The sequence below is a fragment of the Corynebacterium sp. MSK310 genome, from assembly GCF_030227355.1.
GTDB lineage: Bacteria > Actinomycetota > Actinomycetes > Mycobacteriales > Mycobacteriaceae > Corynebacterium > Corynebacterium rhinophilum.
On sequence record NZ_JASPFZ010000005.1, the window covers coordinates 47,506 to 69,601 of the forward strand.

Consider the following 22,096-nt stretch of genomic DNA (forward strand, 5'->3'; position numbering starts at 1 on the left):
TTTTCACCATGCTTTGATTTCTCAACAGGTGGGCAGTAATATCTCATTACATGAATAGCCCCTATAGGGCTACAGAATTCACATTCCTGGTCGCGCCCTCGCCACCTCGGCTCTCGGCGCGGCTGATGGTTTTAGTACGCAATGTTAAGGAGCCAGGATGGCTACCACCACTGCCTCAGGCACCCCCAAGAGCAAGGCCACCGTTGTCATTGCCTCGCTCATGCTCTTTTCGATGTTCTTCGGCGCCGGCAACCTCATTTTCCCACCGATGGTGGGCGTTTCCGCCGGCACCAACTTCTGGCCCGCCGTGCTGGGCTTCCTCGCCGCCGGCGTGCTCTTGCCCGTCCTGGCCATTATCGCGGTCGCGATTTCCGGCCGTTCCGTCCGTGACTTAGGCGCAAATGGCGGCGCGATCTTCGGCGTCGTCTTTTCCGCCCTGTCCTATCTTTCTATCGGTGCTTTCTACGCGCTCCCGCGTACCGGCGCGGTATCCATGGAAACGGCGATTACTCCCCTGTTGGGCTGGGAAGGCACCATGGCCAGCGGTGCATTCAATACCGTCTTCTTCCTTATCGCGCTGGGCCTGGCGTGGAAACCCAATTCCATCATCGATACCCTGGGCAAATTCCTCACCCCGGCCCTGGTTGCGCTGCTGGTCGTCCTCATTACTTTGGCGGCGCTGAATCACCCGCGCGATCCCCAGATGCCCACCGAAGATTACGTCTCTTCCCCCATGGTCACCGGCCTTTTCGAGGGCTATAACACCATGGACGCCATCGCTGGCTTGGCCTTTTCCATCGTCATCGTGGGTTCCCTGCGCTCTAAGGGCTTTAAAACCCAAAAATCCCTGGTGAAGGGCACCATTACCGCAGCGCTGGTCGCCGGTATCCTGCTTGCCGCCATCTACCTGGGCCTTGCCTGGGTGGGCCAGACCTTGCCCGATGGCCAGTCTTATGAATCCGGTGCGCCGCTGCTTGCCGAGGCCGCCAATCTCACCATGGGCACCTTCGGCCAGGCCCTCTTCTCCGCCATCGTCGTCCTCGCCTGCCTGACCACCGCGGTGGGCCTTATCACCGCCACCTCCGCGTTCTTCGAGATGCTGGTGCCGAAGACGAATTACCACTTGTGGGCCTGCATCTTTACCGCGATGTCCATCCTCTTCGCCTTCCAAGGCCTCGACACTGTGCTGTCCATCGCGGTGCCGTTTATCACCTTCCTGTACCCACCGGCTATCTCCCTTATCCTGCTCACGCTTATCCAGCCGGCGGTAAAGAGGTCCGTCGTGTTCTACTGGACCTACCGCCTTGCCCTGTGGGTATCGGTCATCTGGTCCGCCCTGACCGTCATTTCCGCGCAGGGTTGGGGCACCGCCGCCCTGGATCCCATCTTGTCGCTGGCGCCGGGCCAAGCGGTGGATCTCGGCTGGATTGCACCTACCGTCATCGCGGCAATCATTGGCCTGATTGTGGATATCTCCACCAAGGCTGGCGAGAAGCACTCCAACTCCGTGACCGCGGCGGCCGATGCTGACGGCGATGCCGTCGTTGACTCGCCGCTCGATGCAGCGGCATCGCCAAAGAGCTAAGCTCTCTCCTTCCACTCCCCGCCGCGGGCCCGCATTCCTCGGGTTCCGCGGCGGGTTTCTGTCTGCGGTTCAACTCAGCTTGGGTCGCCGGGATGCGCATGGTCGCGTGAAAAAGGACGGAATAGCCCCGCCCCGCGTACCGTTGCACTATAGGTACTATCCCCGCGAGAAAAAGGATTATTTTCCCATGACTGATCACGCGCCACTTTCCGTATTGGACTTTTGCACCATCTATGACGGTGAAACCCCTGCCCAATCCATTAACCGGTCGGTGGAATTAGCCCAAGAAGCCGAAAAACTGGGGTATTCCCGCATGTGGTACACCGAGCACCACAATATGAAGTCCATTATGTCCTCCGCGCCCGCCGTCCTCATCGCACACATCGGCGCTAAGACGGAACGCATCCGGTTGGGCTCTGGCGGCGTGATGCTGCCCAACCACTCGCCGTACGTCATCGCCGAACAGTTCGGCACCTTGGAGGAGATGTACCCGGACCGCATTGACCTAGGCGTCGGCCGTGCCCCCGGCACGGACTTGAATACCTTGGGCCGTGCGCTGCGCCGCGATGGGCAATCCGCCGAGCGCTTCCCAGAAGACGTCAAAGAGCTCAATGCGTACCTCGAGGGCAAGGCCTATATCCCCGGGGTCAGCGCGATTCCCGGTGCTAATACGAACGTTCCTATCTATATTCTAGGCTCGTCCATGTTCGGCGCTTCGCTCGCGGCAAAACTCGGCCTGCCCTATGCCTTTGCCTCCCACTTCGCCCCGCAGCACCTCGAGGAAGCAACCACCTACTACCGGGAGAACTTCCAGCCTTCCGAGCGGTTTAGCGAGCCCTACGTCATCGCCGGAGTAAACGTCACCGCCGCCGATACTATGCAAGTGGCGGAAGCCGAGTACGAGCGCGTGTGCTTTAACCGCGTGAAGTCTTTCGCCGGCCGCGGCAAGTACTTGACCGACCAGCAGGTAGAGCAGATCATCGAGTCCTACCAAGGCCAACAAATCCTGGACATGCTGCGCTACTCCGCGGTCGGTACCACCAAGGAAGTCACCGAATACTTGGAGAAGTTCCAAGAGCATGCCAAGGCCGATGAGCTGATGATTTCCCTGCAGTCCAGCTCGCACGAAAACGTCATCAAGAACATGCACGTGCTTGCTGAGGGCTGGCAGCTCGATCCAGCCAACGTGGCGGGCACCCCGCGCTAAACCCCGCCTCGCTGCGCTACACAGCGCCGCGTTGGGCCGCCCTCGGCCTCAACGCTGGCCGCGCAGCGCCACCGAACCCGCCGCAAAACAACCCGCTGAAATTGCCTTAATTAATGGCAATATATGCCTCCCCCCGAATGGTTTTAGGGCGTTTATGTGTTGAGTAACACACAAGTTATTCTTCATCTATGAAAATTTTGCGTGCGCGCTCAGCGCTGGGCTGTCTCGCGATGGTGACAGCGCTGGGCACGATAACAGCTTGTTCAGCGGGCCATACGGCGGTCGTCGATACCTCCGGCGACAACGCCGCCCTAACGGTGGCATCTAGTTCGGGGGCCACCTCGCTCGACTTCACCACTACCGGTGGGGCCGCCGCGCCGTCGGTGCTCATGGATAACGTCTATGAGACCTTGGTGCGCATCGATGAAGATGGATCCATCACCCCAGGCTTGGCCAAGGACTGGGACATCAGTGAAGATGCGAAGACCTATACCTTTCACTTGCGCGATGACGTGGCCTTCTCCAACGGCGATCCCTTCACCGCGCAGACCGCCGCCTTTTCCATTAATTACGTAAAAAATGACTGGACCAACGGCATTTCCGCCGCAATGGACCCAGTCGAAAGCGCCACCGCGGTCGATGATCACACCCTCAAGGTGCGCCTGGAAAAGCCCTCTAACCGCTGGCTGTGGTCCATGGGCACCACCATCGGCGCGATGATGTCACCTAAGGGCATGGATGACCTTGCAGCGAAGCCTATCGGCACCGGCCCCTACGAGGTGGCTGGATTTTCCCCCTCAGAATTCGTCTCCTTGCACAAGCGCGATGATTACTGGGGCACACCGTCTGAGCACGATGTCACGGTGCGCTACTTCCCCGATGCCATTTCCTCGGTCACCGCGCTGCGCTCGGGCGGCGTGGACGTCGTCTGGGGCGTGGGTAATCCCGAAATCCTCGATTCCCTGGATGATTCCATCGATACCAACGTAGGCACCACCAATGGTGAGGTCCTGCTATCGATGAATAATGACCGCGCCCCCTTCGACGATCCGCGCGTGCGGCAGGCCGTGGCCTACGCTGTCGATCGCGAGGCGGCCAATGACATCGTGTGGTCCGGCATGGCCACCGATACCGGCGGCGCGCCCATGCCGCCTACCGATCCTTGGTTCGAGGGCAAGAACTATTACGACTTCAACCTGGATAAGGCCCGCTCGCTGCTTGCCGATGCCGGCGCCGAAGGCACCCCACTCACCATCACCGTGCCCACGCTCTACTATGCCCAGGCCATCTCCGAGCTGCTGTATTCGCAGCTTTCCGATGTCGGCTTCGATGTCACCCTCGAAACCGCCGAGTTTCCCGCCGTGTGGCTGGGCCAGGTCCACGGTGCCAAGGACTACCAGATGTCGATTATCTCCCACGTGGAGGCCCGCGATATCCCGGCGCTTTTTGGCAACCCGGATTACTACCTGAATTACGATTCCGCCCGCACGCGCGAGCTGCTCGATGAGGCCGATACCGCAGCGCCTGAAGACTATCCCCACCGCATGACGCAGGTCGTGGACCAGATCATGGCCGATGCCGGCGCGCTGACCGTAATGAATATGCCGAATGTCGTTCTAACGCGCCACGGCATCAGCGGCTTGCACACCGATCAAGTCACCGACGCGATCGTATTGCGCGATCTCACCGACAAAAAGGAGGACCAATGAGTAGTTCTCGGGCACAGGCCATAATCCGGCCGCTGCTGCGCTTCGTGCTCACGCTTTTTCTCGCCTCCCTCATCATCTTCGCGCTCATGCGCGCCGTGCCCGGCAACCCGGCGCGCGTCGCGTTGGGGGTCAATGCCACTGATGACGCCATCGCCGAGCTCAGCGCAGAACTCGGCCTCGATCGTCCGCTGTTCACGCAGTACGGCGAGTGGGTAAAGGGCCTTGCCACCGGCGATTTCGGCAAGTCACTGTCCTCGCAGCAGGACATCACCCCGCTCGTCCTTGACCGCCTGCAGGTCACGCTCATCCTCATCGGCCTGGCCATGGCCTTGGCGCTGGCCTGCGCGATTCCCATTGGCATGTGGCTGGCGCATAACCGCAATTCGCGGGTTGCCGGCTTGGTCTCTGCGGGAACGCAGCTGGGCATCGCCGTGCCGAGCTTCTTAGTCGGCATCATCTTGGTGGCCATTTTTGCAGTCCACCTGGGCTGGCTGCCGGCCAATGGTTGGGTGCCGCCCAACCGCGGGGTGGGCGATTTCCTGCGCCACCTCATCCTGCCGGTCATCGCCTTGGCCCTGGTCCAGGGTGCAATGCTCACACGCTATATGCGCTCCTCGGTGCTCGACGTTATGGACCAAGACTATATCCGTACCGCGCGCGCTCTGGGCGATTCCCCGCGGGAGGCCCTGCACCGCCACGGGCTGCGCAATGCCGCGCTGCCGGTACTGACGGTGTCTGGCCTGCAATTGACCTCGATGGTGGTAGGCGCCGTGGTCATTGAATCCGTCTTCGTCATCCCCGGCGTAGGTTCCATGCTGCTCGATGCAGTCTCCGTGCGCGATCTGACCACGGTGCAGACCCTCGTCATGCTGCTGGTCACCTTCGCGCTGGCAGTAAACATGCTTACCGATGTCGCCTACCGCCTCATCGATCCCCGAATCAAGGCAGGTGACGCACGATGAAAATGCGTTTTTCTGGTTGGCTAGGCGCCGTGCTCGTCGGCGCGGTCGTAGTAATCGCCCTCGTATCGCTGGTGTGGACGCTGTACGATCCCACCCTCGCGCAACCGGGCAGCCGACTGTCCGGCCCCACCGCGGATCACCTCCTGGGCACGGACCGCTTCGGGCGCGATACCGCCTCGCGCATCATGGCGGGCGCGAAAATCACGGTCTTCGTGGGGCTTATCGCCGTCGGCATCGCAGGGCTTATCGGCATCCCGCTGGGGATCCTCGCGGGCATGCGCCGCGGCACCTGGGTAGAAGCGCTGGTCATGCGCGGCGCCGACGTCGTAATCGCCTTCCCAGCGCTCTTGCTCGCCATTATCGCCGGCGCGGTCTGGGGCCCATCGACGCTCACGGCCATGATTGCCATCGGTATTTCCGGCATCCCGTCCTTTGCCCGCGTGGCGCGTTCAGGCACGCTGCAGGTGGTCACGCAGGACTATATCGCCTCCGCCCGCATCTCCGCCGTGCCGGGATGGAAGGTGGCGGTGCGCCATGTCCTCCCGAATATCGCGGGCCTTATCATCGTCCAGGCCTCGGTGTATTTTGCCCTCGCCATCCTCGCGGAGGCGGGCCTGTCCTACCTCGGTTTGGGCACTCCTCCCCCGGCCGCCTCGTGGGGCCGCATGCTGCAGGACTCCCAGTCGCTGCTGAGCACCGATCCTCTCCAGGCCCTCTGGCCAGGCCTTGCCATCGCCGCCACGGTCTTGGGCTTTAACCTGCTTGGCGATGCCCTCCGTGACGCCCTCGACCCCCGCATGAAAGGAGCCACGCGATGAGCCTTTTAAGCGTGCGCGATCTCAGCCTCAGCGCCTCCGAATCCTCCCTCGTCGGCCCTATTAGCTTCCAGCTCGAGGCGGGCGAAAAGCTCGGCATCATCGGCGAATCCGGCTCCGGTAAATCACTGACCGCGCTGTCCATCATGGGGCTGCTGCCCACGAGCATTTCCGCCACCGGTGAGGTCACCGTGGCCGATCACCAGATAATCGGCGCGCGGGATTCCGCCATCCGCCCGCTGCGCGGCAAGACCATGGCCATGGTTTTCCAAGAACCCATGAGCGCGCTGGATCCCCTGATGCGCATTAGCGCCCAGCTCACCCACGCCGGCGCGCACGATACCGCCGCGGCCCTAGAAGAAGTCGACCTCGACGCCGACTTCGCCTCGCGCTTTCCCCACCAGCTATCCGGCGGGCAGCGCCAGCGCGTGCTCCTCGCCATGGCCATGGCGGGAAGCCCCGACGTGCTCATCTGCGACGAGCCCACCACCGCCCTCGATGCCACCACGCAGGACGGGGTCCTCCGCGTCATCGAGCGCGTGACCGAGCAACGCGGCACCGCCCTGCTTTTTATCACCCACGACCTCAACGTCATCCAGCGCATGTGCCCGCGGGTGCTGGTCATGCGCGATGGCGAAATCGTGGAAGAAGGCCGCACCGAGCGGGTGCTCACTCAGCCGCGCCACGCCTATACCCAAGAGCTGGTCTCGGCCTCGCAGCCGACGGACTTCGCCCTCACCCCGGCGGGTGAGGGGAAGGATGTGGTGGTGCTGGAGGGCATCGGCAAGCAGCATGGCTCCCAAGCCGCACTGGCGGGGATCGATCTCCGCGTGCGCCGCGGCGAGCGGCTCGGCATCGTCGGCGGCTCCGGTTCCGGCAAAACCAGCCTGCTGAAGATTGTGGCGGGGCTGGATGCCCCGACCTCTGGAACCAGCACCGTGGATGGGCGCGTGCAGATGGTCTTCCAAGACCCGCAAGGTTCTCTGAACCCGCGGCTGAAGATCTGGAAATCCATCGCCGAGGCCATTCCCGGGCGCCTATCCAAGGCCGAGCAGCGCGAGCGCGCCGCCGCCGCGCTGGAAGAAGTGGGCATTTCCGGCGAGGCGCTCGACCGCTATCCCCACGAGTTTTCCGGCGGGCAACGCCAACGCATCTCCATCGCCCGCGCCCTATGCGGCGAACCGGATATCCTGCTTGCCGATGAAGCCGTCTCCGCCCTCGACATGTCCGTGCAAGCCCAGGTGCTGGAATTGCTCGCCCGCCTCATCGAGGACCGCGGCCTGACCCTGCTATTTGTCACCCATGATCTCTCCGTGGTGCGCGGGCTCTGCGATAGGGTCGCCGTGCTCAACCGCGGCGAGCTGGTCGAACACGGGCCCACCGAGCGCGTGTGGTCGAAGCCCAAGAGCGACTACACCCGCCGGCTCATCGCCGCCGCTGGGCAATAAGCTCGCGCGGCGTAGGGTGGTTGCGGTAAACATTTCTAGCGAAAGGAGTCCCGCAGGCTCGTGAGCACCGACCACCCTATCCCGCAACGCCCCAGCACCACCCAGCTGCTAACCGCCTTTAATACCGCTTCCGTGCGCTGGCCCGGTGCCCTGCGCGCGGCCTTAGCGCTGCTAATTCCCGGCGCCTTCGCCATGCTCACCGGCCACGACTACGCCATCCTGCTGCTGGCCACCGGCGCCTTCGCCGTGATTTTCGGCGAAGGCCATCCCTTTCGCACCCGGCCCCGCGTCATCCTCACCGCTGGCTTGGCCCTGACCACCGTGGCGACCGTGGGTGTGCTGGTCGGCCACCTCATTTTCGTCCCCGGACACGGGCACTGGTGGCTGTTGCTCGCCGGTCTTTATTCCCTCCTGCTCGCCGCGCTCTGCGGCTTTACCCAGAACGCGCTGCGCCTGCCGCCGCCGGGCGCCTTCTTCCTCGTCTTGGTCGGCGGCGGTTCGGTGATGTTGGCGCGGACGGATACGAGCGTTAGCCAGCTGTTCCTGTGGTCCCTGACCGGTGTGCTGGCCAGCCTGCTTTTGGGCATGGCGCCCGCGCTCATTGATGTGCACGGCCCCGAACGCCGCGCCGTCGCCGCCTTGGAAAAGGCCACCGCTGCGTTTGTCTCCGGCGAGGATGATTCCCTCGCCCGCCACCACCAGGCCCAAACGGCGCTGTCGACGGCGTGGCAAGCGCTTGCCGATGCCGGCATCATCCGCGGCGGCCGCATCATCAATACCGCCGCCGCAGGCTTAGTGGATCGCACCTTGCAGGCCCAAGGGCGCATCGTCGCGCATAACCGCGCGCTGGATTTGGGATCTTCTTCGGATCTGCTGACCGATCACGCCACCGATGTGGATCCGCACCGCACCGCCATCCCGCACACCCGCCCCACCGGCCGCTACCGCATCTACCGCGCCGCGGTGCGGGACTCGCATGCCATGGTGACCACGCAAAAGATCGTGGTCTCCGCCGCCATTACCACGGTGGTGAGCCTGTCATTAGGTTTTGACCGCCCGGACTGGGGCGTGGTCTCCGCCTTCCTCATGCTGCAGTGGGGACCGGACCACGTCGCCGGCACCGTCCGCGGCATCCACCGCATGCTCGGATCCATCGTCGGCGTCATGCTGTTTTCGGTCTTCCATTACTTCGGAGTGTCCGGGTGGAGCTTGCTCTTCGCCCTCGCCGCCTGCCAATTCTGCGCAGAGATTTTTGTAGCCAAGAACTATGCCATCTGCGTCATCTTTTCCACCCCGCTCGCACTGCTGATGGGCAATTCCGCCCAGCGCCCCCTCTGGCCCACCATCCAGGCGCGCATCAGCGAGGTCCTCATCTCCATCATCGTGGCCACCATCGTGCTGTGGTTCTGGCAGCGCTCCGCACCCATCCGCAACCAGCACCGCCTGCAAACCCGCGCCATGGAATCCATGTCCACCCTGCTCGGTCTGCTGTTTATCAATACCCCCGAAGAGGTCCTTGCCAGCCGCCGCGACCTGCAATACGAGCTGCTATCCGAGCGCCGCGCCATGCAATCCCTCGCCGCTGATAACCCCGCCACCGCGCGAGAATTGTGGCAGCGACACATCGCCATCCAGCACGCGGGCTATTTCTTGCTCGACTATTGCTCCACGCACCCGTTCAGGATGGCGAGCAGGGAAGAACTAGATGGCATCGTCAAGCAGATTCACGCCGCGCATGCCCAACAGCGCTAGCTTGTGGAATGCGCTGCGGTGCTGAACAATTGAGGCCACGACTCCCGCCAAGCTAAGGACACCGTGACTTCTTCCTCCCGCGCCTATAAGCGCTCCCTCGAACCGCACGATAAGGGCAGCGCCGTAGGGCTCTACCCGCACAATATGCACCCCGGGCTGGTGCCCGGCATCAGCGTTGAGGACCAACGCAACCGCTTCGGCCTGGATAAATCGCTATTTTCCATCACCGCCGTCCTCATCGTAGCCTTCATCATTTGGGGCATTACCATGCCCGATAACCTGGCCGCCGCCTCCTCCACCGCCTTTAACTGGGCCATTACCAATACCGGATGGCTGCTGAACATCACCATGCTGCTGGCCACCGTGACCATGGCCTATATCGGGTTCTCCCGCCTCGGCCGCATCAAGCTCGGCACGGATACAGAAAAGCCCGAATTCAGCTACTTCAGCTGGGTAGCGATGATGTTTGGTGCCGGCATCGGCGTCGGCATCTTCTTCTACGGCCCCTCCGAGCCGCTATCGCACTACCTCAGCCCTCCCCCGCACACCGTGGATAACGGCAGCTCCGTCGAGGCATTGCACCAAGCCATGGCCCAATCGCACTTCCACTGGGGCATTTCCCCGTGGGCGGCCTATGCTTTGGTCGGCGCCGCGATTGCATATTCCTCCTACCGGCGCGGCCGCGTTCCCCTCATCTCTTCCATCTTCCAGCCGCTCTTCGGCTCCCGCGCCACGGACGGCCCGCTGGGCAAGCTTATCGATGTCATGGCGCTTATCGCCACCCTCTTCGGCACCGCCGCTACCCTGGGGCTTTCTGCTATTCAAATCGGCCAAGGCGTCAGCATCATTCGCGGCGCAGGCCCCATGACCAATTCCGCGCTCATCATCGTCATCGCCGTCTTAGGCTGCGCGTTTATCATCTCCGCGGTCTCTGGCGTCGCGCGCGGCGTGCGCTACCTGTCCAATTTCAATATCACCTTGACCTTGGGGCTTATTGTCTTCGTCTTCTTGGTCGGACCCACCCTATTGCTGCTGAACCTGATTCCTTCGGGCATCGTGACCTATATCGATCAATTCCTGCCCATGATGGCCAAGGGACTGTCCTGGGGCGATGAGACAATTGAATTCCAGTCCTACTGGACAGCGTTCTACTGGGCCTGGTGGATTGCATGGACGCCGTTTGTGGGCATGTTCGTCGCCCGCATCTCCCGCGGCCGCACCATTCGCGAATTCGCCGCCGTGACTATCTTCGCGCCCACCGCCATTTTGGCGCTGGCCTTTACCATCTTTGGTGGCACCGCCATTTCCTTCAACCAAGACGGCGTAGAGGGCTTCGACGGGGGATCCTCCAATGAACAGGTGCTCTTTTCGATGTTCCAGGATCTTCCCCTTGGCACCATCACCCCGTTTATCCTTTTGGTCATCCTAGCGGTCTTCTTTGTCACCTCGGCTGACTCTGCCTCCGTAGTCATGGGCACCATGTCCTCCAAGGGCGACCCAACCCCGAATAAGCTCATCGTCATCTTTTGGGGCCTGTGCATGATGGGCATCGCCATCGTCATGCTGCTGACCGGCGGCGAAGACGTGCTCACCGGCCTGCAAAACCTCACCATCTTAGCCGCCCTACCCTTCTGCCTCGTGCTGCTGACCATGATGGTGGCGTTCATCAAGGATTTGCGCTCTGATCCGATGTTCATCCGCCGCACCTATGCCCGTTCGGCGATGGATAATGCGGTCATGCGCGGCATCGCAGAGCATGGCGATGAATTCGAGTTCTCCGTCCAGCATGCCGAAGACGGCCGCGGGGCCGGCCATGACTTCGATTCCACCGCGGACCGTTATACAGAGTGGTACCAGCGCACGGATGAAGAAGGCGAAAACGTCGATTATGACTTCGAAACCGGCGAATGGTCCGATGGCTACGCCCCAGAGGATGAGGAGAAGTAATGGGTCTTCCCAGCGAAGTTGTCCTCGATGGCTACACCCTCATCGAGCAGCACGAGATTGACCACGAATTCTTATTACACGGTTCGCCGCTGAGCACGAACACTCCCCTGCTCTTCGCACTCACCATCGCCGGCATCGTACTCGTGGCCGCCAGTTTATTTCTACGCGGGCGCGGGCGGGTCATCGCCGGTGTATTGGGCGCGGTGCTCGCAGTAAGCAAGCTGTGGTGGATGCCTTTCGCCTTGGCACGACACTTCGATGACGGTCAGGTATTTGGCTATACGCTCAAGTACTTCCCGCAATACTGGCCGGTGGCCTCCATCATTGTCGGCGCCATCGCGCTCATCGGCCCGGTCTCCGCCGTTATCCGCCGGCATTAACCTCCGAGCACCGCAATCGCGATGTGAAATGCGCGTATTCACGTCGGCAGGCGAAAGGAACGCTGCTCAGCCCTCGGGCCGTCAACTGGCTTGTGCCTGCCACCACCCAGGCGCTCGCACACATCATTATTTCTGCACGCCGGCGGCCTCGCGCATGGCCTTGGTCTGCGCGGAAGGGTGCTCGTTTTCGGTGGCCAGTCGCTCGAAAGCCACGGCGGCGAGCGCTGCCGCCTGCATGCCGAGCACGGAGTCATCAAAACGCATCATCGGCGAGTGGTTCCACTCGCGCTGGTTTTCGGGCGTCGAAGGGTTGGCCGTGCCCATCCACATAAACGTGCCCGGCACTTGGGAAAGAACATAGCCGAAGTCCTCGGAGGCCATCATCGGGGCTTCGAAGGGCTGCATGTTTTCCGCGCCAAACATCTGCCCCCACAGCGTGGCGGCGAATTGATTCTCCCGCGGGTTCGTCTTCGTCGTGGGATACAACACCTCGAAATCCACCTGCGCGGTGCAACGGTGCGAGGCGGCCACCGAGCTGGAGACCTCGGTGATCATTTGGCGGACGGCGTCGATCTTTTCATCGCGAAGCACGCGCACCGTCGCCCCCAGCGCCGCGCGATCTGGAATCGCGTTATACGCACCATTGCCTGCCCACAGGTTAGTCACGGTGATAACGATGGGCTCCAGCGCGTCGAAGCGGCGCGTCAGCGCGGTCTGCAGCGCCATCTGGATTTCCGCCAGCGCCGCGACGGGGTCAATGGCATCGTGCGGGCGGGACCCGTGCCCGCCCTTGCCCAGCACCGTAATGGTCAGGTTGGACGAGCTTGCCATCATCGGACCTGGAACATAGTGGAACGTGCCTCGGTCTTGCGGGCCGACGTGCAGGCCGTAGGCGGAGATTGGGCGTCGGCCAGCGGCATCGAGCACACCCTCCTCGATCATCGGTTGCGCACCGCCCGGGCCTTCCTCGCCGGGCTGGAACATAAAGGTGACATCGCCATGCAGCTCCTCGCGGTGCTCGCACAGCATGCGTGCAGCCCCAATCAGCCCCGCGGTATGCAGGTCATGGCCGCAGGCGTGCATGTATTCGTTGATCGACGCAAAGGGGCTGCCGGTCTGCTCATGCACCTCCAGCGCGTCCATATCCGCGCGTAGCAGCACCGATACCGGCCGCTCGCCGCGCTTGCCGCCGCGCAGCACCGCCACCACGGAGCTAAGATCCTGCCCCACATGGATCTCGAGTGGCAGGCCCTCGAGTGCTTCAAGAACCTTTTGCTGGGTGCGCGGCAGATGCAGCCCGATTTCCGGGTGGCGGTGCAAATCACGCCGGATTTCCTGCAGGTCCTTCACCATGTTTTCGCCCATGTCCTGAAAAATCTCCGTCGCCGGCTGCTTGCCGATGCGCGCCCTAGTTACCGGCAGCGGCGGCAGCTCCTGCGCTTGGCGCGGGACGGACTTACGGCCGGGGTGGTTGGGGCGGATAATTTTCGTGGGATCAGTCATATGGGCTCCTTTACTCGCTGTCATATTCGACAATACCGCAGGTTATCCACAGGGTGAATGGACGGCGAGACGCCAGGTGTGACGCATGGGGCGAGTTATCCACAGGCGGGGCGGAGCGGGCTTTCGCGCGGGTGTACGGTGGCTTAACCTCGCAGGCATGACCCGCTTGCAGGACTACGCCCGCCAATTAACCTCGCCGATGGAGCTTCTCGGCGAGGTCTTCGGCCTTACCGAGGCAGACCTGCGGCGGCTCGGCATTTCCCGGCAGGAATCGCGCGAATTGCTGCTGCTTGCCGATGCCTACTTCGGTCCCACCTCCTTTACCCGCCGCCAGCGCACATGCCGGGCGACCAAGCACTGCTTAACCACGCTCAAGTTGATTGAAAAATACGTCTCCCGCACCAAGACGAAACGGGATGCTTGGGTGCTGCGGGCGGAGTTGTGTGGGACTTCGGGGGACATCGACAAGCTGGCGCGCACTCGGCTCAAGGAGATGTATCCTCCGCGCCAGCCCCAGCGCGGGGTGCGCATGACCCGGCGAAAGGACGGGCCCTCCACGCTGTCGATTACCGGCGATTCCGATTTCATCGCTGACCTGCACTCCACCATTGGGGAGGACTCCCCACTCGAAGCTGTCGACCGCATCTTCTTCCGCGGTGGTGCCACCCGCCCGGTGGCTAGCACCAATATCGTCATCCACCTCGATGAGCTGGATAAAATCTTAAGCGGCGGCGGCGAAGAGGTCACGCTGCAGATGACCAATGGTGCCGAAATTTCCGGGGCCAAGCTGGTGGAGAAAAAGCTTGCCGAGGTCGGCCTTATCACCCTCATTCACCCCTTCGAGGGCCCAGTCAACCTCTATAGGACTTCCAGGTTCGCTTCCGAAAAGCAGCGGCTGATGGCCGCCGCCGAAAACCCCTCCTGCCCGTGGGCAGAATGCAATTATCCGGCCGATAAATGCCAGGTCCACCATCTCCAGGCGTGGAAGCACGGCGGCGAGACGAATATGGACAACCTGACCATTGCTTGCCCCTATCACAACGGAGTCAACGACGATGACCCGCACGCCCCGCCGGTGCGCGGCCGCCTGCATCGCCATCGCGGCCGCATCGAATGGCTCCCGCCTTGGGCCTCGCCGCCCAGCTAGGTGCTCCCCTGGAAAGCGGCGCTCCGCCTGCTGTCGCTCTTCAACTTGCCACCACTTTTAGCAATCACTGGTCCAGCGGTTGCCAGTTTGGCGTGTCGTGGGCCCTGTGTGCTGGCGGTGCGTTTTGGTGTGCCTTCTCGCAAGATCGAGGCAATGCCACGCCCTTTGCACTGTGGTGGAAGCAAATGCGTGGTTGACCAGAGATTAGCTGGGCAGCGGGATTTTAGGCTTCGAGGAGGCTGCGGCCGAAATAATCGGAATCATCGGCAACGCCGGGAAGTGCGTAGAAATAGCCGCCGCCGTAGGGGCGGATATAGTCCGCCAGCGGTTCGCCTTCGAGGCGTTTTTGCACCGTGATGAACTGTCGCTTCAAGTCCTGCTGGAAGGAGATAAACACCAGGCCCACGTCGAGGGTGCCATTATCGCGCACGCCATTGTCATAGTTATAAGCGCGGCGCAGCATCAACTGGTCAGCGGTGTCTGGGGTGCGAGGATTGGCCAGACGGATGTGGGCATCGGTGGGAATCACATCGCCGGTGGCATCATCGAGGTAATCTGGTTCGGCGTGCTCGTCGCCGCCCGATAGTGGGCCGCCGGTTACGCGGTCGCGGCCAAAGATTTGCTCCTGCTCGGCGATGGAAATGCGATCCCAAAACTCGGTGTACATGGCAATAAGCCGCACCGCCATATAGCTACCGCCCGCAGCCCAATCGGGCTCATCCGAACCGGCCCACACGAGCGAATCGTAGTCATCAGGGCCGGGATTGACGATGCCATCCTTAAACCCCAAATGATTGCGCTGCGTACCCGACGGCCGCGGGGAATTCATATAACCGTTCTGCCGCCAGCGCACTGCCACATCGCCGCGGGTATGGCGCAAAATATCGCGCAGCGCGTGGAGAACAGTATCGCGTTCATCGGCGCAAATCTGTAAAGCAAGGTCACCGTGACATTTTTCTTCTTGCAGGGTGTCATCAGCAAACGCTTCCATCGCGCGCAGGTGGGCGGGCTTGTAGGCGGCGAGGCCGAAGCGGGCATCGAAAAGCGAATCGCCCACAGCGAGGGTGATAGATAAGTGATCGGCCGGAAGCTCAGGGCCCAGCTCGCCCGAATCCATTGCCGGGTAAGCAATGCCATCGGGCGCGGGAGTGCCACCAGCGGTTAAGATGCGTGCCCTTTCACTTAGCGTGCGCAGGAGCTTGTCCAAACGGGCCTTTGTCTTGACCTGCACGTCCAACGCCACTATTTCCGAGTATTTCTGTGGGGGATTTATGATGCCTTGCTGGTGTTCGCCGTGAAAATCCAGCGCGCCCGGCTGATCCACGGAATCGGTGGTTTCGAGCGGAAGCGACGTGGACTGCGCTTCTGCTCCCGGGGCAGCTGCGCCTGCGGCCGCGGAGGCGGCGAGGCCAGACAGAAAAGAGCGGCGGGAAAAGTTAAACGGGCACGGCACTAGTTCATCCTCCGGATAACGGTCATGGTGGCAACTGGGGCGAGCAGCTCATTCGCCTTGGCGACGCCCGCCTGTAAGCGCAATCGGTCCTCCTGTGTCCAGTTGGCGAAAGCCACGCTAGAAGCACCACCGTATTTATCGTCGAATTCCTCAGCAAGGGAGTCCAAATCCGCGAGCTGGTCGTAGATGGGAGCGGTGTCTAAACCGCGATCCTCGACCAAAGCGCGCACGGGATCCAGCGTTTGCCGCGTCGATGTAATGATTCCGCGCAGGGCGGTAGGCAGGGCGTGGGCGCCGAAATCGCGCTCGCCGCGCAGGTCAAAACGCTCGAACTCCTCCATCACCTCATGCGCGCGCAGCCCATAATCCGGGGCGGGAATGGCAAAATGGGAGGTGTCGAGGGCGTGGGCGGTCTGGTCGGTGGCATCGGCAAGCGCGGCGGCGGGCTGGGTAGCATCGCTCGGCGGGCGATTGGACCACAGGATGCGCTCGATGTCTTCGTAGCCCTCCAAATCCGGGCCGGGCCACTCCGCGCTGGAATCGTCGAAGGAGCGATAATACTCCAGGTAGTCCAGGTAGGCGGCTTGGGCGGCGGGGCGGGAGGAAGAAGTGGCATCGGCAAGCGCATGCGCGCGCTTTTGCAACTCAGGCACGCGCTTTTTCTGGTTTTCAGCCTGCTTGATGGACACCGCGGCGACCTCGTGATCCGTAATGGGGACCATCTTGGGCGCATTCGTAACGGTGGACCCCGTCACCGTGAAAACGTCGGACTCCACGGCGGAATCGTTGTGGAAGACGCAGGTCAGGTGGTAGGTTCCGTCCTCCAGCTGCGGGTTCCACTCGCGAACGGCAGGGGTGCCGATGCGCTCGAGAACCTGGTAGGCATTGCCCTTGTCATCGGAAACGTAGACCGTGAGGGCAAGCCCGGTGGTGTTATTAATCTTCCATTTCGCCTCACCCTGCACATCCTCAGGCGCCGGGCAGGAATACACATCGCGCACGGCGAGCTCGCGTGTGGGCTGCTCGCTGCCCTGCCCACTGAGCGTGGCCTGGGTACCCGTTTGCGGGATGGAGAGCCCAACGGCGAGCGCGAATGCGGTGGCGAAACGGGAAATCTTCATAAATTAGAAAGGCAGGTTCTTCAAATCCAGGCCGGGGTGACCACTCATGAGCCAGCCGATGATGCCGGCGGCTACGCCCAGTGCGGCGAGGATGCCGATGATGCCTACCTTGGAGGAACCGGAAGCGGCGTGGTTAGTATCCGGCTGCTGGGCCTTATCCAGCGTGGTCACGGCAGGAACGCCCTGCTCGGTGACCTTGGTGTCATTCATGCCATCGACAACCGGCTTCAGGTTGGTGCCAGCGCGCGAGGTGTCATCCACGCGCTCTACGGAGTCATAATCCTGCGCCACAGTGCCATCGGTTTCATTGAGGAAGAGCTTCGGGGCCTTCTCCGCAACCGCGAAGTCGAACATGCCGGTGAGCTCACCCGCGCGGTCATCGAAGGAATCGCCGCCCAAGCGGCCGAGGCCCCAGTTGTCCTGGATGAACTTGGTCACCGAGGTCTGCTCGGTATAGGTGGAATCGATGTGGTTGGTCTTGGCATAGGGAGATACCACCAACAGCGGCTGGCGAGTACCGGGGCCGCACTGGCCGTTCTTATCACCCTTGATGCCTACCTTCGCGGCAGCGGCGGTGCAGATTTCCTTGTCCTGGTGCGGATCAGTGGAGCCGTTGAGGATTTCCGGCGCCTTGTGGTCGTACCAGCCATCGGAATCGTCGTAGGCGATGACGACTGCGGTGGAATCCCACTCCGGGGAGTTTTGCAGCTCGTTGATGTAGTGGGTGATAAACGCTTGCTCATCCAGCGGATTGGAGTAGCCAGCGTGGCCATCCTGGTAATTGGCGGCCTTGAGGAAGGAGACGGAAGGCAGATTGCCCTGCTCGATGGCGGTATCGAAGTCCGCGAGGTCGTACTGGTGATTTGCCTGGTCGGTCTTGCCAATCATGTCATCGCTGGACGGGGCCAGGTGGTGTGGGTTGGCGGTAGAGGCGTAGTACTGGAACGGCTCGTGGTGCGGGTTGTAGTCCGTCTGGTTCTGGCCGGTCAGTGTGGTGTGCGAAGAACCGCAGCGGGCGCGGGAGTCCTTCGTTGCCTCATCGGTGGGGCGGAATCCGCCTTGGAACCAGCCCCAAGTGACGTCCTTATCGTTGAGCTGGTCACCAATGTTCTTGGAGTGCATAGCGGTGACCTGGTTGGTACCGGCGGAGGACTTATTGGAGCAGTCATCGAAAAGCGGGTCTGGGTCGCCCACCACGGTGGCGGTAGACCCGTCCTCGGATACGCCGGCCAGGGCGTGGTTCTTGCCATCCTCGATTTTCTGCTGGTCGCCCGTGGCTGGGTCTTGCATGGTGGCATCCGCAACGGTGCCGGAAATCAGGTTCAGCGCGCCCGGGGTGGAGGGGCCGAAGATGGTGGAAAAGCTATTGTCATTCAGCGCGAAATTCTGCGCGTAGTTCCACATGCCGGTCACGGTATTTCCGTCGTAGTATCCCATGGTCATGCCCGGGGTGGCGTAGGCACCCTCATTGCTCTTATCGATGTCCGTGGACACAGTCTCCGGGAACTTGTCCATCTTGCCGCCGTTGTAGGCTTCCTGCTCATCGGCGTAGTGGTGGTTCTGGTCCGTGGTCACGGAGTGTTCAGGCGAGATGCGAAAAGGATCGATGGAATTCGGATTGTCCTTCAGCTTGCCGCTGTTTTCGAGATTATCCGCTTTAGGGGTGTCGGCCTTGGCGGTGAACTTAGGGGCAGGTTTCTCGCTTCCCTGCAGCTTTTCGGTCTCGTCATTGAGTGCATTCGGGTAGGTGCCGAAGTAGTGGTCGAAGGAAATGTTTTCGGAGTAAATGACCACGACGTGATCGATGGGGGTCTTGGTTTCTGCCTGTGCGATACCGGGGACCAAGGAGGTCGTAGCAGCGGCTGCGGCGCACACTGCCACAGCGCGAGAGCGAAGCTTCATCTTATTTTCCGCCTTAAGTTAAACGAGTGAAACAAAGAGGGAGAAAGTGGCTGTGGCTCGCCGAAGAGTCATCGGTCGCTTTCGAATCGAAATTAAACGCCGTGAAACCATAAACCGCAAACACTCAAAAAGGGCATTCCCAGTCTCAGGAATGCCCTATGGGTGCTGCTCAGCCTCGCTTTTAGGCGGCAGCCACCGCGGAGATTGTTAACTGAAAGTTAAAGTACTATTACGCTGCGCTTTCCAGTGCTTAGTCGTCCGCGTCCGTCGACAGCGCCGCCACGAAGGCCTCCTGCGGCACCGACACGGAGCCCAAGGTCTTCATGCGCTTTTTACCCGCCTTCTGCTTTTCCAGCAGCTTGCGCTTACGCGAGATATCGCCGCCGTAGCACTTGGCCAGCACGTCCTTGCGCATGGCGCGGATGTTTTCGCGGGCGATGACTTTGGTACCAATGGCCGCCTGGACTGGGACCTCGAATTGCTGGCGCGGGATGAGCTCCTTGAGCTTCTTAGTCATCTTATTGCCATACCACTGGGCGGAATCGCGGTGGATGATGGCGGAGAAAGCATCCACCGGGTCGCCGTTGAGGAGGATATCGACCTTAACGAGGTCAGACTGCTGCTCGCCGGCCTCCTCATAGTTGAGCGAGGCGTAGCCCTTGGTGCGGGATTTCAACATGTCGAAGAAATCAAAGATGATTTCGCCCAAGGGCATGGTGTAGCGCAGCTCCACGCGGTCTTCGGACAGGTAATCCATCCCGCCCATCTGACCGCGCTTGGATTGGCAGAGCTCCATGGTTGGGCCGACGAACTGCTCGGGCACGATAACGGTCATGGAAACAATGGGCTCGTAGACCTCGTTGAGCTTGCCTTCCGGCCAATCTGAAGGGTTGTGAACCCAGCTTTCCTCGCCGTCTTCTGCCACCACGCGGTAGGTCACGGACGGGGCGGTAGAAATCAGGTCGAGGCCAAACTCGCGCTCCAGGCGGTCGCGGGTGATCTCCATGTGCAGCAGGCCCAAGAAGCCGCAGCGGAAGCCAAAGCCAAGGGCGACGGAGGTCTCGGGCTCGAAGGTCAAGGAGGCATCGTTAAGCTGCAGCTTTTCTAACGCATCGCGCAGGTCGGGGAAATCGGCCTGGGAGATGGGGAAAAGCCCGGAATAAACCATTGGATCGGGATCCTTGTAGCCCTTCAGCGGGGTCTCGGCGCCGCCGTGGGACCAGGTAACGGTATCGCCCACCTTAGTCTCGCGCACGTCCTTCACGCCGGTAATAAGGTAGCCCACTTCGCCGGGGCCCAATCCCTCGCACTTTTGCATCGTGGGCGAGACGATGCCGATTTCCAGCAGCTCGTGGTTGGCGTTGGTGGACATCATCGTCACCTTCTGGCGCGGGGTGAGCTTGCCATCCACCATGCGGATATAGGTCACCACGCCGCGATAAGTGTCATAGACGGAGTCAAAAATCATCGCGCGCGCGGGCGCATCGGGCGCATGCTCCGAGGAAGGCGGCGGCACCAACTCGCAGACCTTATCGAGCAGCTCAACCACGCCTTCGCCGGTCTTGCCCGATACCTTCAACACTTCCTCGGGCTCGCAGCCGATGATATTCGCGATTTCCAGCGCGTACTTATCCGGATCCGCCGCGGGCAGGTCGATCTTATTGAGCACTGGGATGATTTCCAGGTCATTTTCCATCGCCAGGTACAGGTTGGCGAGGGTTTGGGCTTCGATGCCCTGGGCGGCATCGACAAGCAGGATGGCTCCCTCACACGCCTCGAGCGCGCGGGAGACCTCGTAGGTAAAGTCCACGTGGCCGGGCGTATCGATCATCTGCATGACGATCTGCTCGCCTGCCGATGCCCCAGATTGCGGCACCCACGGCAGGCGCACGTTCTGCGCCTTAATCGTAATGCCGCGTTCGCGCTCGATATCCATATTATCGAGGAACTGGTCACGCATATCGCGCTCCGCAACCACCTTAGATAGCTGCAGGATGCGGTCTGCCAGCGTCGACTTTCCGTGGTCGATGTGAGCAATAATGCAGAAGTTACGGATCCGGGAGGGATCCGTAAACGTCGTGGCCGCAAAGTTTTCAGACATACGTCTACAATAGTCGACATGAATTCCGGCATGCTCACCCGTCTGCGCGAGGCGCTCGGAATCAGCGAGCGCGAGCCCGTGGACTCTGGCCTCAACCGCATCAACTCCCAGTTAGGGCTGGACAGATCCCCCCAAAGCCACGAGCCGCGCAAGGCCGCCTCCATCCAGGTCGAGGCCACTGCGGCGCATCCCCGTTCCATCTTCTTCTCCCCCGATATGGACGGCCAGGCCGATTCTGGCGAGGTCGTGTGGGTGTGGACGCCTTCGGAAGGCAAGCAGTCCCCTCCCCGCGAGCGCGCTATCTTGGTGGTCGGGCGCACCCGCACCACCGTGACCGGCCTGCTCATTTCCGCCAACCCAGAGCATGCGCTTGACGATGCCTGGCTGGAAATCGGCTGCGGCGAATGGGACGCCTCCGGGCGCAATTGTTGGGTGCGCTTGGACCGTTTATTGGAGGTTTCCGAGGAGCAGGTGCGCCGGCAGGGCATCCTTTTTCCAGAACGCAGGTTCGAAAGGATTGCCAACCGCTTGCGCTCGCGCTATCACTGGGCGTAGTTCTGCGGCGCGGCGCCCGCAGACTTGGCTCGTGCGCGGTTGCGCTGCTATTATTTGCAAGTTACTTACTTTCCGGGCGCGTTGGTCGGGGCGGGCAGGACCTTGGGTTCGCTCTTCGAATACCAACGCCGAGCGGTTTCCCGCCCTTGGCGGGGATCGCGGGACACGTCCGGCGGGTTTGTTTCTGAATCAATCATCTTCGATTATCAAGAGGTATTTTTCATGGCTAATATCAAGTCCAAGCAGAAGCGCGTTCTGACCAACGAGAAGTCTCGTCAGCGCAACAAGAGCGTGCGTTCCGCGGTTCGCACCGAGATCCGCAAGTTCCACGCAGCCGTAGAGACTGGTGACAAGGCTGCAGCTGAAAAGCAGCTGCGCGTTGCTTCCCGTGCGCTGGATAAGTCCGTTTCCAAGGGCGTCTTCCACCGCAATGCTGCTGCTAACAAGAAGTCCGGTTTGGCTACCGCCTTCAACAAGATGGACTAGTAACTAGCCTTCTTGTCTCCCCC

17 protein-coding genes are annotated in these 22,096 nt (G+C 61.6%); 12 read left to right on the forward strand and 5 right to left on the reverse strand.

Annotated elements, in window-relative coordinates:
- Positions 1–157 precede the first annotated feature (157 nt).
- From brnQ to QP891_RS05645, 9 genes are all read left to right on the forward strand, one after another.
- Entirely contained in the window at positions 158–1,585 is a 1,428-nt protein-coding gene (gene brnQ / locus QP891_RS05605; protein WP_284770255.1) for a branched-chain amino acid transport system II carrier protein, read from the forward strand.
- A gap of 187 nt (positions 1,586–1,772) precedes the next feature.
- Complete coding sequence (locus tag QP891_RS05610) at positions 1,773–2,792, forward strand: LLM class flavin-dependent oxidoreductase (protein ID WP_284770254.1); 1,020 nt, start codon at positions 1,773–1,775, stop codon at positions 2,790–2,792.
- Positions 2,793–2,980: 188 nt separating this feature from the next.
- Positions 2,981–4,501: an ABC transporter substrate-binding protein gene (locus tag QP891_RS05615; RefSeq protein WP_284805853.1), complete on the forward strand. Its 1,521-nt coding sequence runs from the start codon at positions 2,981–2,983 to the stop codon at positions 4,499–4,501.
- Positions 4,498–5,463: an ABC transporter permease gene (locus QP891_RS05620; protein ID WP_284770252.1), complete on the forward strand. Its 966-nt coding sequence runs from the start codon at positions 4,498–4,500 to the stop codon at positions 5,461–5,463. The genes QP891_RS05615 and QP891_RS05620 overlap by 4 nt, the downstream gene beginning before the upstream one ends.
- A complete protein-coding gene (locus tag QP891_RS05625) occupies positions 5,460–6,281 on the forward strand; it encodes an ABC transporter permease (RefSeq protein ID WP_284770251.1) in 822 nt (273 codons plus the stop codon). The genes QP891_RS05620 and QP891_RS05625 overlap by 4 nt, the downstream gene beginning before the upstream one ends.
- Positions 6,278–7,726, forward strand: coding sequence for an ATP-binding cassette domain-containing protein (locus tag QP891_RS05630; protein WP_284770250.1), 1,449 nt, complete (start codon positions 6,278–6,280; stop codon positions 7,724–7,726). The genes QP891_RS05625 and QP891_RS05630 overlap by 4 nt, the downstream gene beginning before the upstream one ends.
- A 60-nt stretch (positions 7,727–7,786) precedes the next feature.
- Positions 7,787–9,478 carry an FUSC family protein gene (locus tag QP891_RS05635; protein ID WP_284770249.1) on the forward strand — a complete coding sequence of 564 codons (1,692 nt, stop codon included), beginning with the start codon at positions 7,787–7,789 and terminating at the stop codon, positions 9,476–9,478.
- Positions 9,479–9,622: 144 nt separating this feature from the next.
- Entirely contained in the window at positions 9,623–11,425 is a 1,803-nt protein-coding gene (locus tag QP891_RS05640) for a BCCT family transporter (RefSeq protein WP_284770302.1), read from the forward strand.
- Positions 11,425–11,805, forward strand: coding sequence for a hypothetical protein (locus tag QP891_RS05645; RefSeq protein WP_284770248.1), 381 nt, complete (start codon positions 11,425–11,427; stop codon positions 11,803–11,805). The genes QP891_RS05640 and QP891_RS05645 overlap by 1 nt, the downstream gene beginning before the upstream one ends.
- A gap of 126 nt (positions 11,806–11,931) precedes the next feature.
- On the opposite strand, the gene QP891_RS05650 is transcribed toward QP891_RS05645, so the two are convergent.
- A complete protein-coding gene (locus QP891_RS05650) occupies positions 11,932–13,308 on the reverse strand; it encodes a M20 metallopeptidase family protein (RefSeq protein ID WP_284770247.1) in 1,377 nt (458 codons plus the stop codon).
- Between the two features lie 157 nt (positions 13,309–13,465).
- Here QP891_RS05650 and QP891_RS05655 point away from each other — a divergent pair, with 157 nt between their 5' ends.
- On the forward strand, positions 13,466–14,455 hold the full coding sequence (locus QP891_RS05655) for an HNH endonuclease signature motif containing protein (protein WP_284770246.1): 990 nt from the start codon (positions 13,466–13,468) through the stop codon (positions 14,453–14,455).
- A gap of 223 nt (positions 14,456–14,678) precedes the next feature.
- On the opposite strand, the gene efeB is transcribed toward QP891_RS05655, so the two are convergent.
- From efeB to lepA, 4 genes are all read right to left on the reverse strand, one after another.
- Positions 14,679–15,908 carry an iron uptake transporter deferrochelatase/peroxidase subunit gene (gene efeB / locus QP891_RS05660; protein ID WP_284770245.1) on the reverse strand — a complete coding sequence of 410 codons (1,230 nt, stop codon included), beginning with the start codon at positions 15,906–15,908 and terminating at the stop codon, positions 14,679–14,681.
- Positions 15,908–17,029: an EfeM/EfeO family lipoprotein gene (locus tag QP891_RS05665; protein WP_284770244.1), complete on the reverse strand. Its 1,122-nt coding sequence runs from the start codon at positions 17,027–17,029 to the stop codon at positions 15,908–15,910. The genes efeB and QP891_RS05665 overlap by 1 nt, the downstream gene beginning before the upstream one ends.
- 3 nt (positions 17,030–17,032) lie before the next feature.
- Positions 17,033–18,931 (reverse strand): phospholipase C, encoded by a 1,899-nt coding sequence (locus QP891_RS05670; RefSeq protein ID WP_284770243.1) that lies wholly within the window; start codon positions 18,929–18,931, stop codon positions 17,033–17,035.
- Positions 18,932–19,181: 250 nt separating this feature from the next.
- A complete protein-coding gene (gene lepA / locus QP891_RS05675; protein ID WP_284770242.1) occupies positions 19,182–21,032 on the reverse strand; it encodes a translation elongation factor 4 in 1,851 nt (616 codons plus the stop codon).
- An 18-nt stretch (positions 21,033–21,050) separates the two neighbouring features.
- Between lepA and QP891_RS05680 the strand changes: the two genes are divergently transcribed.
- The gene (locus tag QP891_RS05680) at positions 21,051–21,587 is read left to right on the forward strand and encodes a type II toxin-antitoxin system PemK/MazF family toxin (RefSeq protein WP_284770241.1); all 537 of its coding nucleotides are present in this window, start codon (positions 21,051–21,053) and stop codon (positions 21,585–21,587) included.
- Positions 21,588–21,809: 222 nt separating this feature from the next.
- Positions 21,810–22,073 carry a 30S ribosomal protein S20 gene (gene rpsT, locus QP891_RS05685; RefSeq protein WP_023023493.1) on the forward strand — a complete coding sequence of 88 codons (264 nt, stop codon included), beginning with the start codon at positions 21,810–21,812 and terminating at the stop codon, positions 22,071–22,073.
- The last annotated feature ends 23 nt before the right edge of the window (positions 22,074–22,096 follow it).

What these genes read in the sequence shown, in the direction of transcription:
- brnQ (WP_284770255.1), top strand. Translation starts at nt 158, where the DNA reads ATGGCTACCACCACTGCCTCAGGCACCCCCAAGAGCAAGGCCACCGTT.
- QP891_RS05610 (WP_284770254.1), top strand. Translation starts at nt 1,773, where the DNA reads ATGACTGATCACGCGCCACTTTCCGTATTGGACTTTTGCACCATCTAT.
- QP891_RS05615 (WP_284805853.1), top strand. Translation starts at nt 2,981, where the DNA reads ATGAAAATTTTGCGTGCGCGCTCAGCGCTGGGCTGTCTCGCGATGGTG.
- QP891_RS05620 (WP_284770252.1), top strand. Translation starts at nt 4,498, where the DNA reads ATGAGTAGTTCTCGGGCACAGGCCATAATCCGGCCGCTGCTGCGCTTC.
- QP891_RS05625 (WP_284770251.1), top strand. Translation starts at nt 5,460, where the DNA reads ATGAAAATGCGTTTTTCTGGTTGGCTAGGCGCCGTGCTCGTCGGCGCG.
- QP891_RS05630 (WP_284770250.1), top strand. Translation starts at nt 6,278, where the DNA reads ATGAGCCTTTTAAGCGTGCGCGATCTCAGCCTCAGCGCCTCCGAATCC.
- QP891_RS05640 (WP_284770302.1), top strand. Translation starts at nt 9,623, where the DNA reads ATGCACCCCGGGCTGGTGCCCGGCATCAGCGTTGAGGACCAACGCAAC.
- QP891_RS05645 (WP_284770248.1), top strand. Translation starts at nt 11,425, where the DNA reads ATGGGTCTTCCCAGCGAAGTTGTCCTCGATGGCTACACCCTCATCGAG.
- QP891_RS05650 (WP_284770247.1), bottom strand. Translation starts at nt 13,308, where the DNA reads ATGACTGATCCCACGAAAATTATCCGCCCCAACCACCCCGGCCGTAAG.
- QP891_RS05655 (WP_284770246.1), top strand. Translation starts at nt 13,466, where the DNA reads ATGACCCGCTTGCAGGACTACGCCCGCCAATTAACCTCGCCGATGGAG.
- QP891_RS05665 (WP_284770244.1), bottom strand. Translation starts at nt 17,029, where the DNA reads ATGAAGATTTCCCGTTTCGCCACCGCATTCGCGCTCGCCGTTGGGCTC.
- QP891_RS05670 (WP_284770243.1), bottom strand. Translation starts at nt 18,931, where the DNA reads ATGAAGCTTCGCTCTCGCGCTGTGGCAGTGTGCGCCGCAGCCGCTGCT.
- lepA (WP_284770242.1), bottom strand. Translation starts at nt 21,032, where the DNA reads ATGTCTGAAAACTTTGCGGCCACGACGTTTACGGATCCCTCCCGGATC.
- QP891_RS05680 (WP_284770241.1), top strand. Translation starts at nt 21,051, where the DNA reads ATGAATTCCGGCATGCTCACCCGTCTGCGCGAGGCGCTCGGAATCAGC.
- rpsT (WP_023023493.1), top strand. Translation starts at nt 21,810, where the DNA reads ATGGCTAATATCAAGTCCAAGCAGAAGCGCGTTCTGACCAACGAGAAG.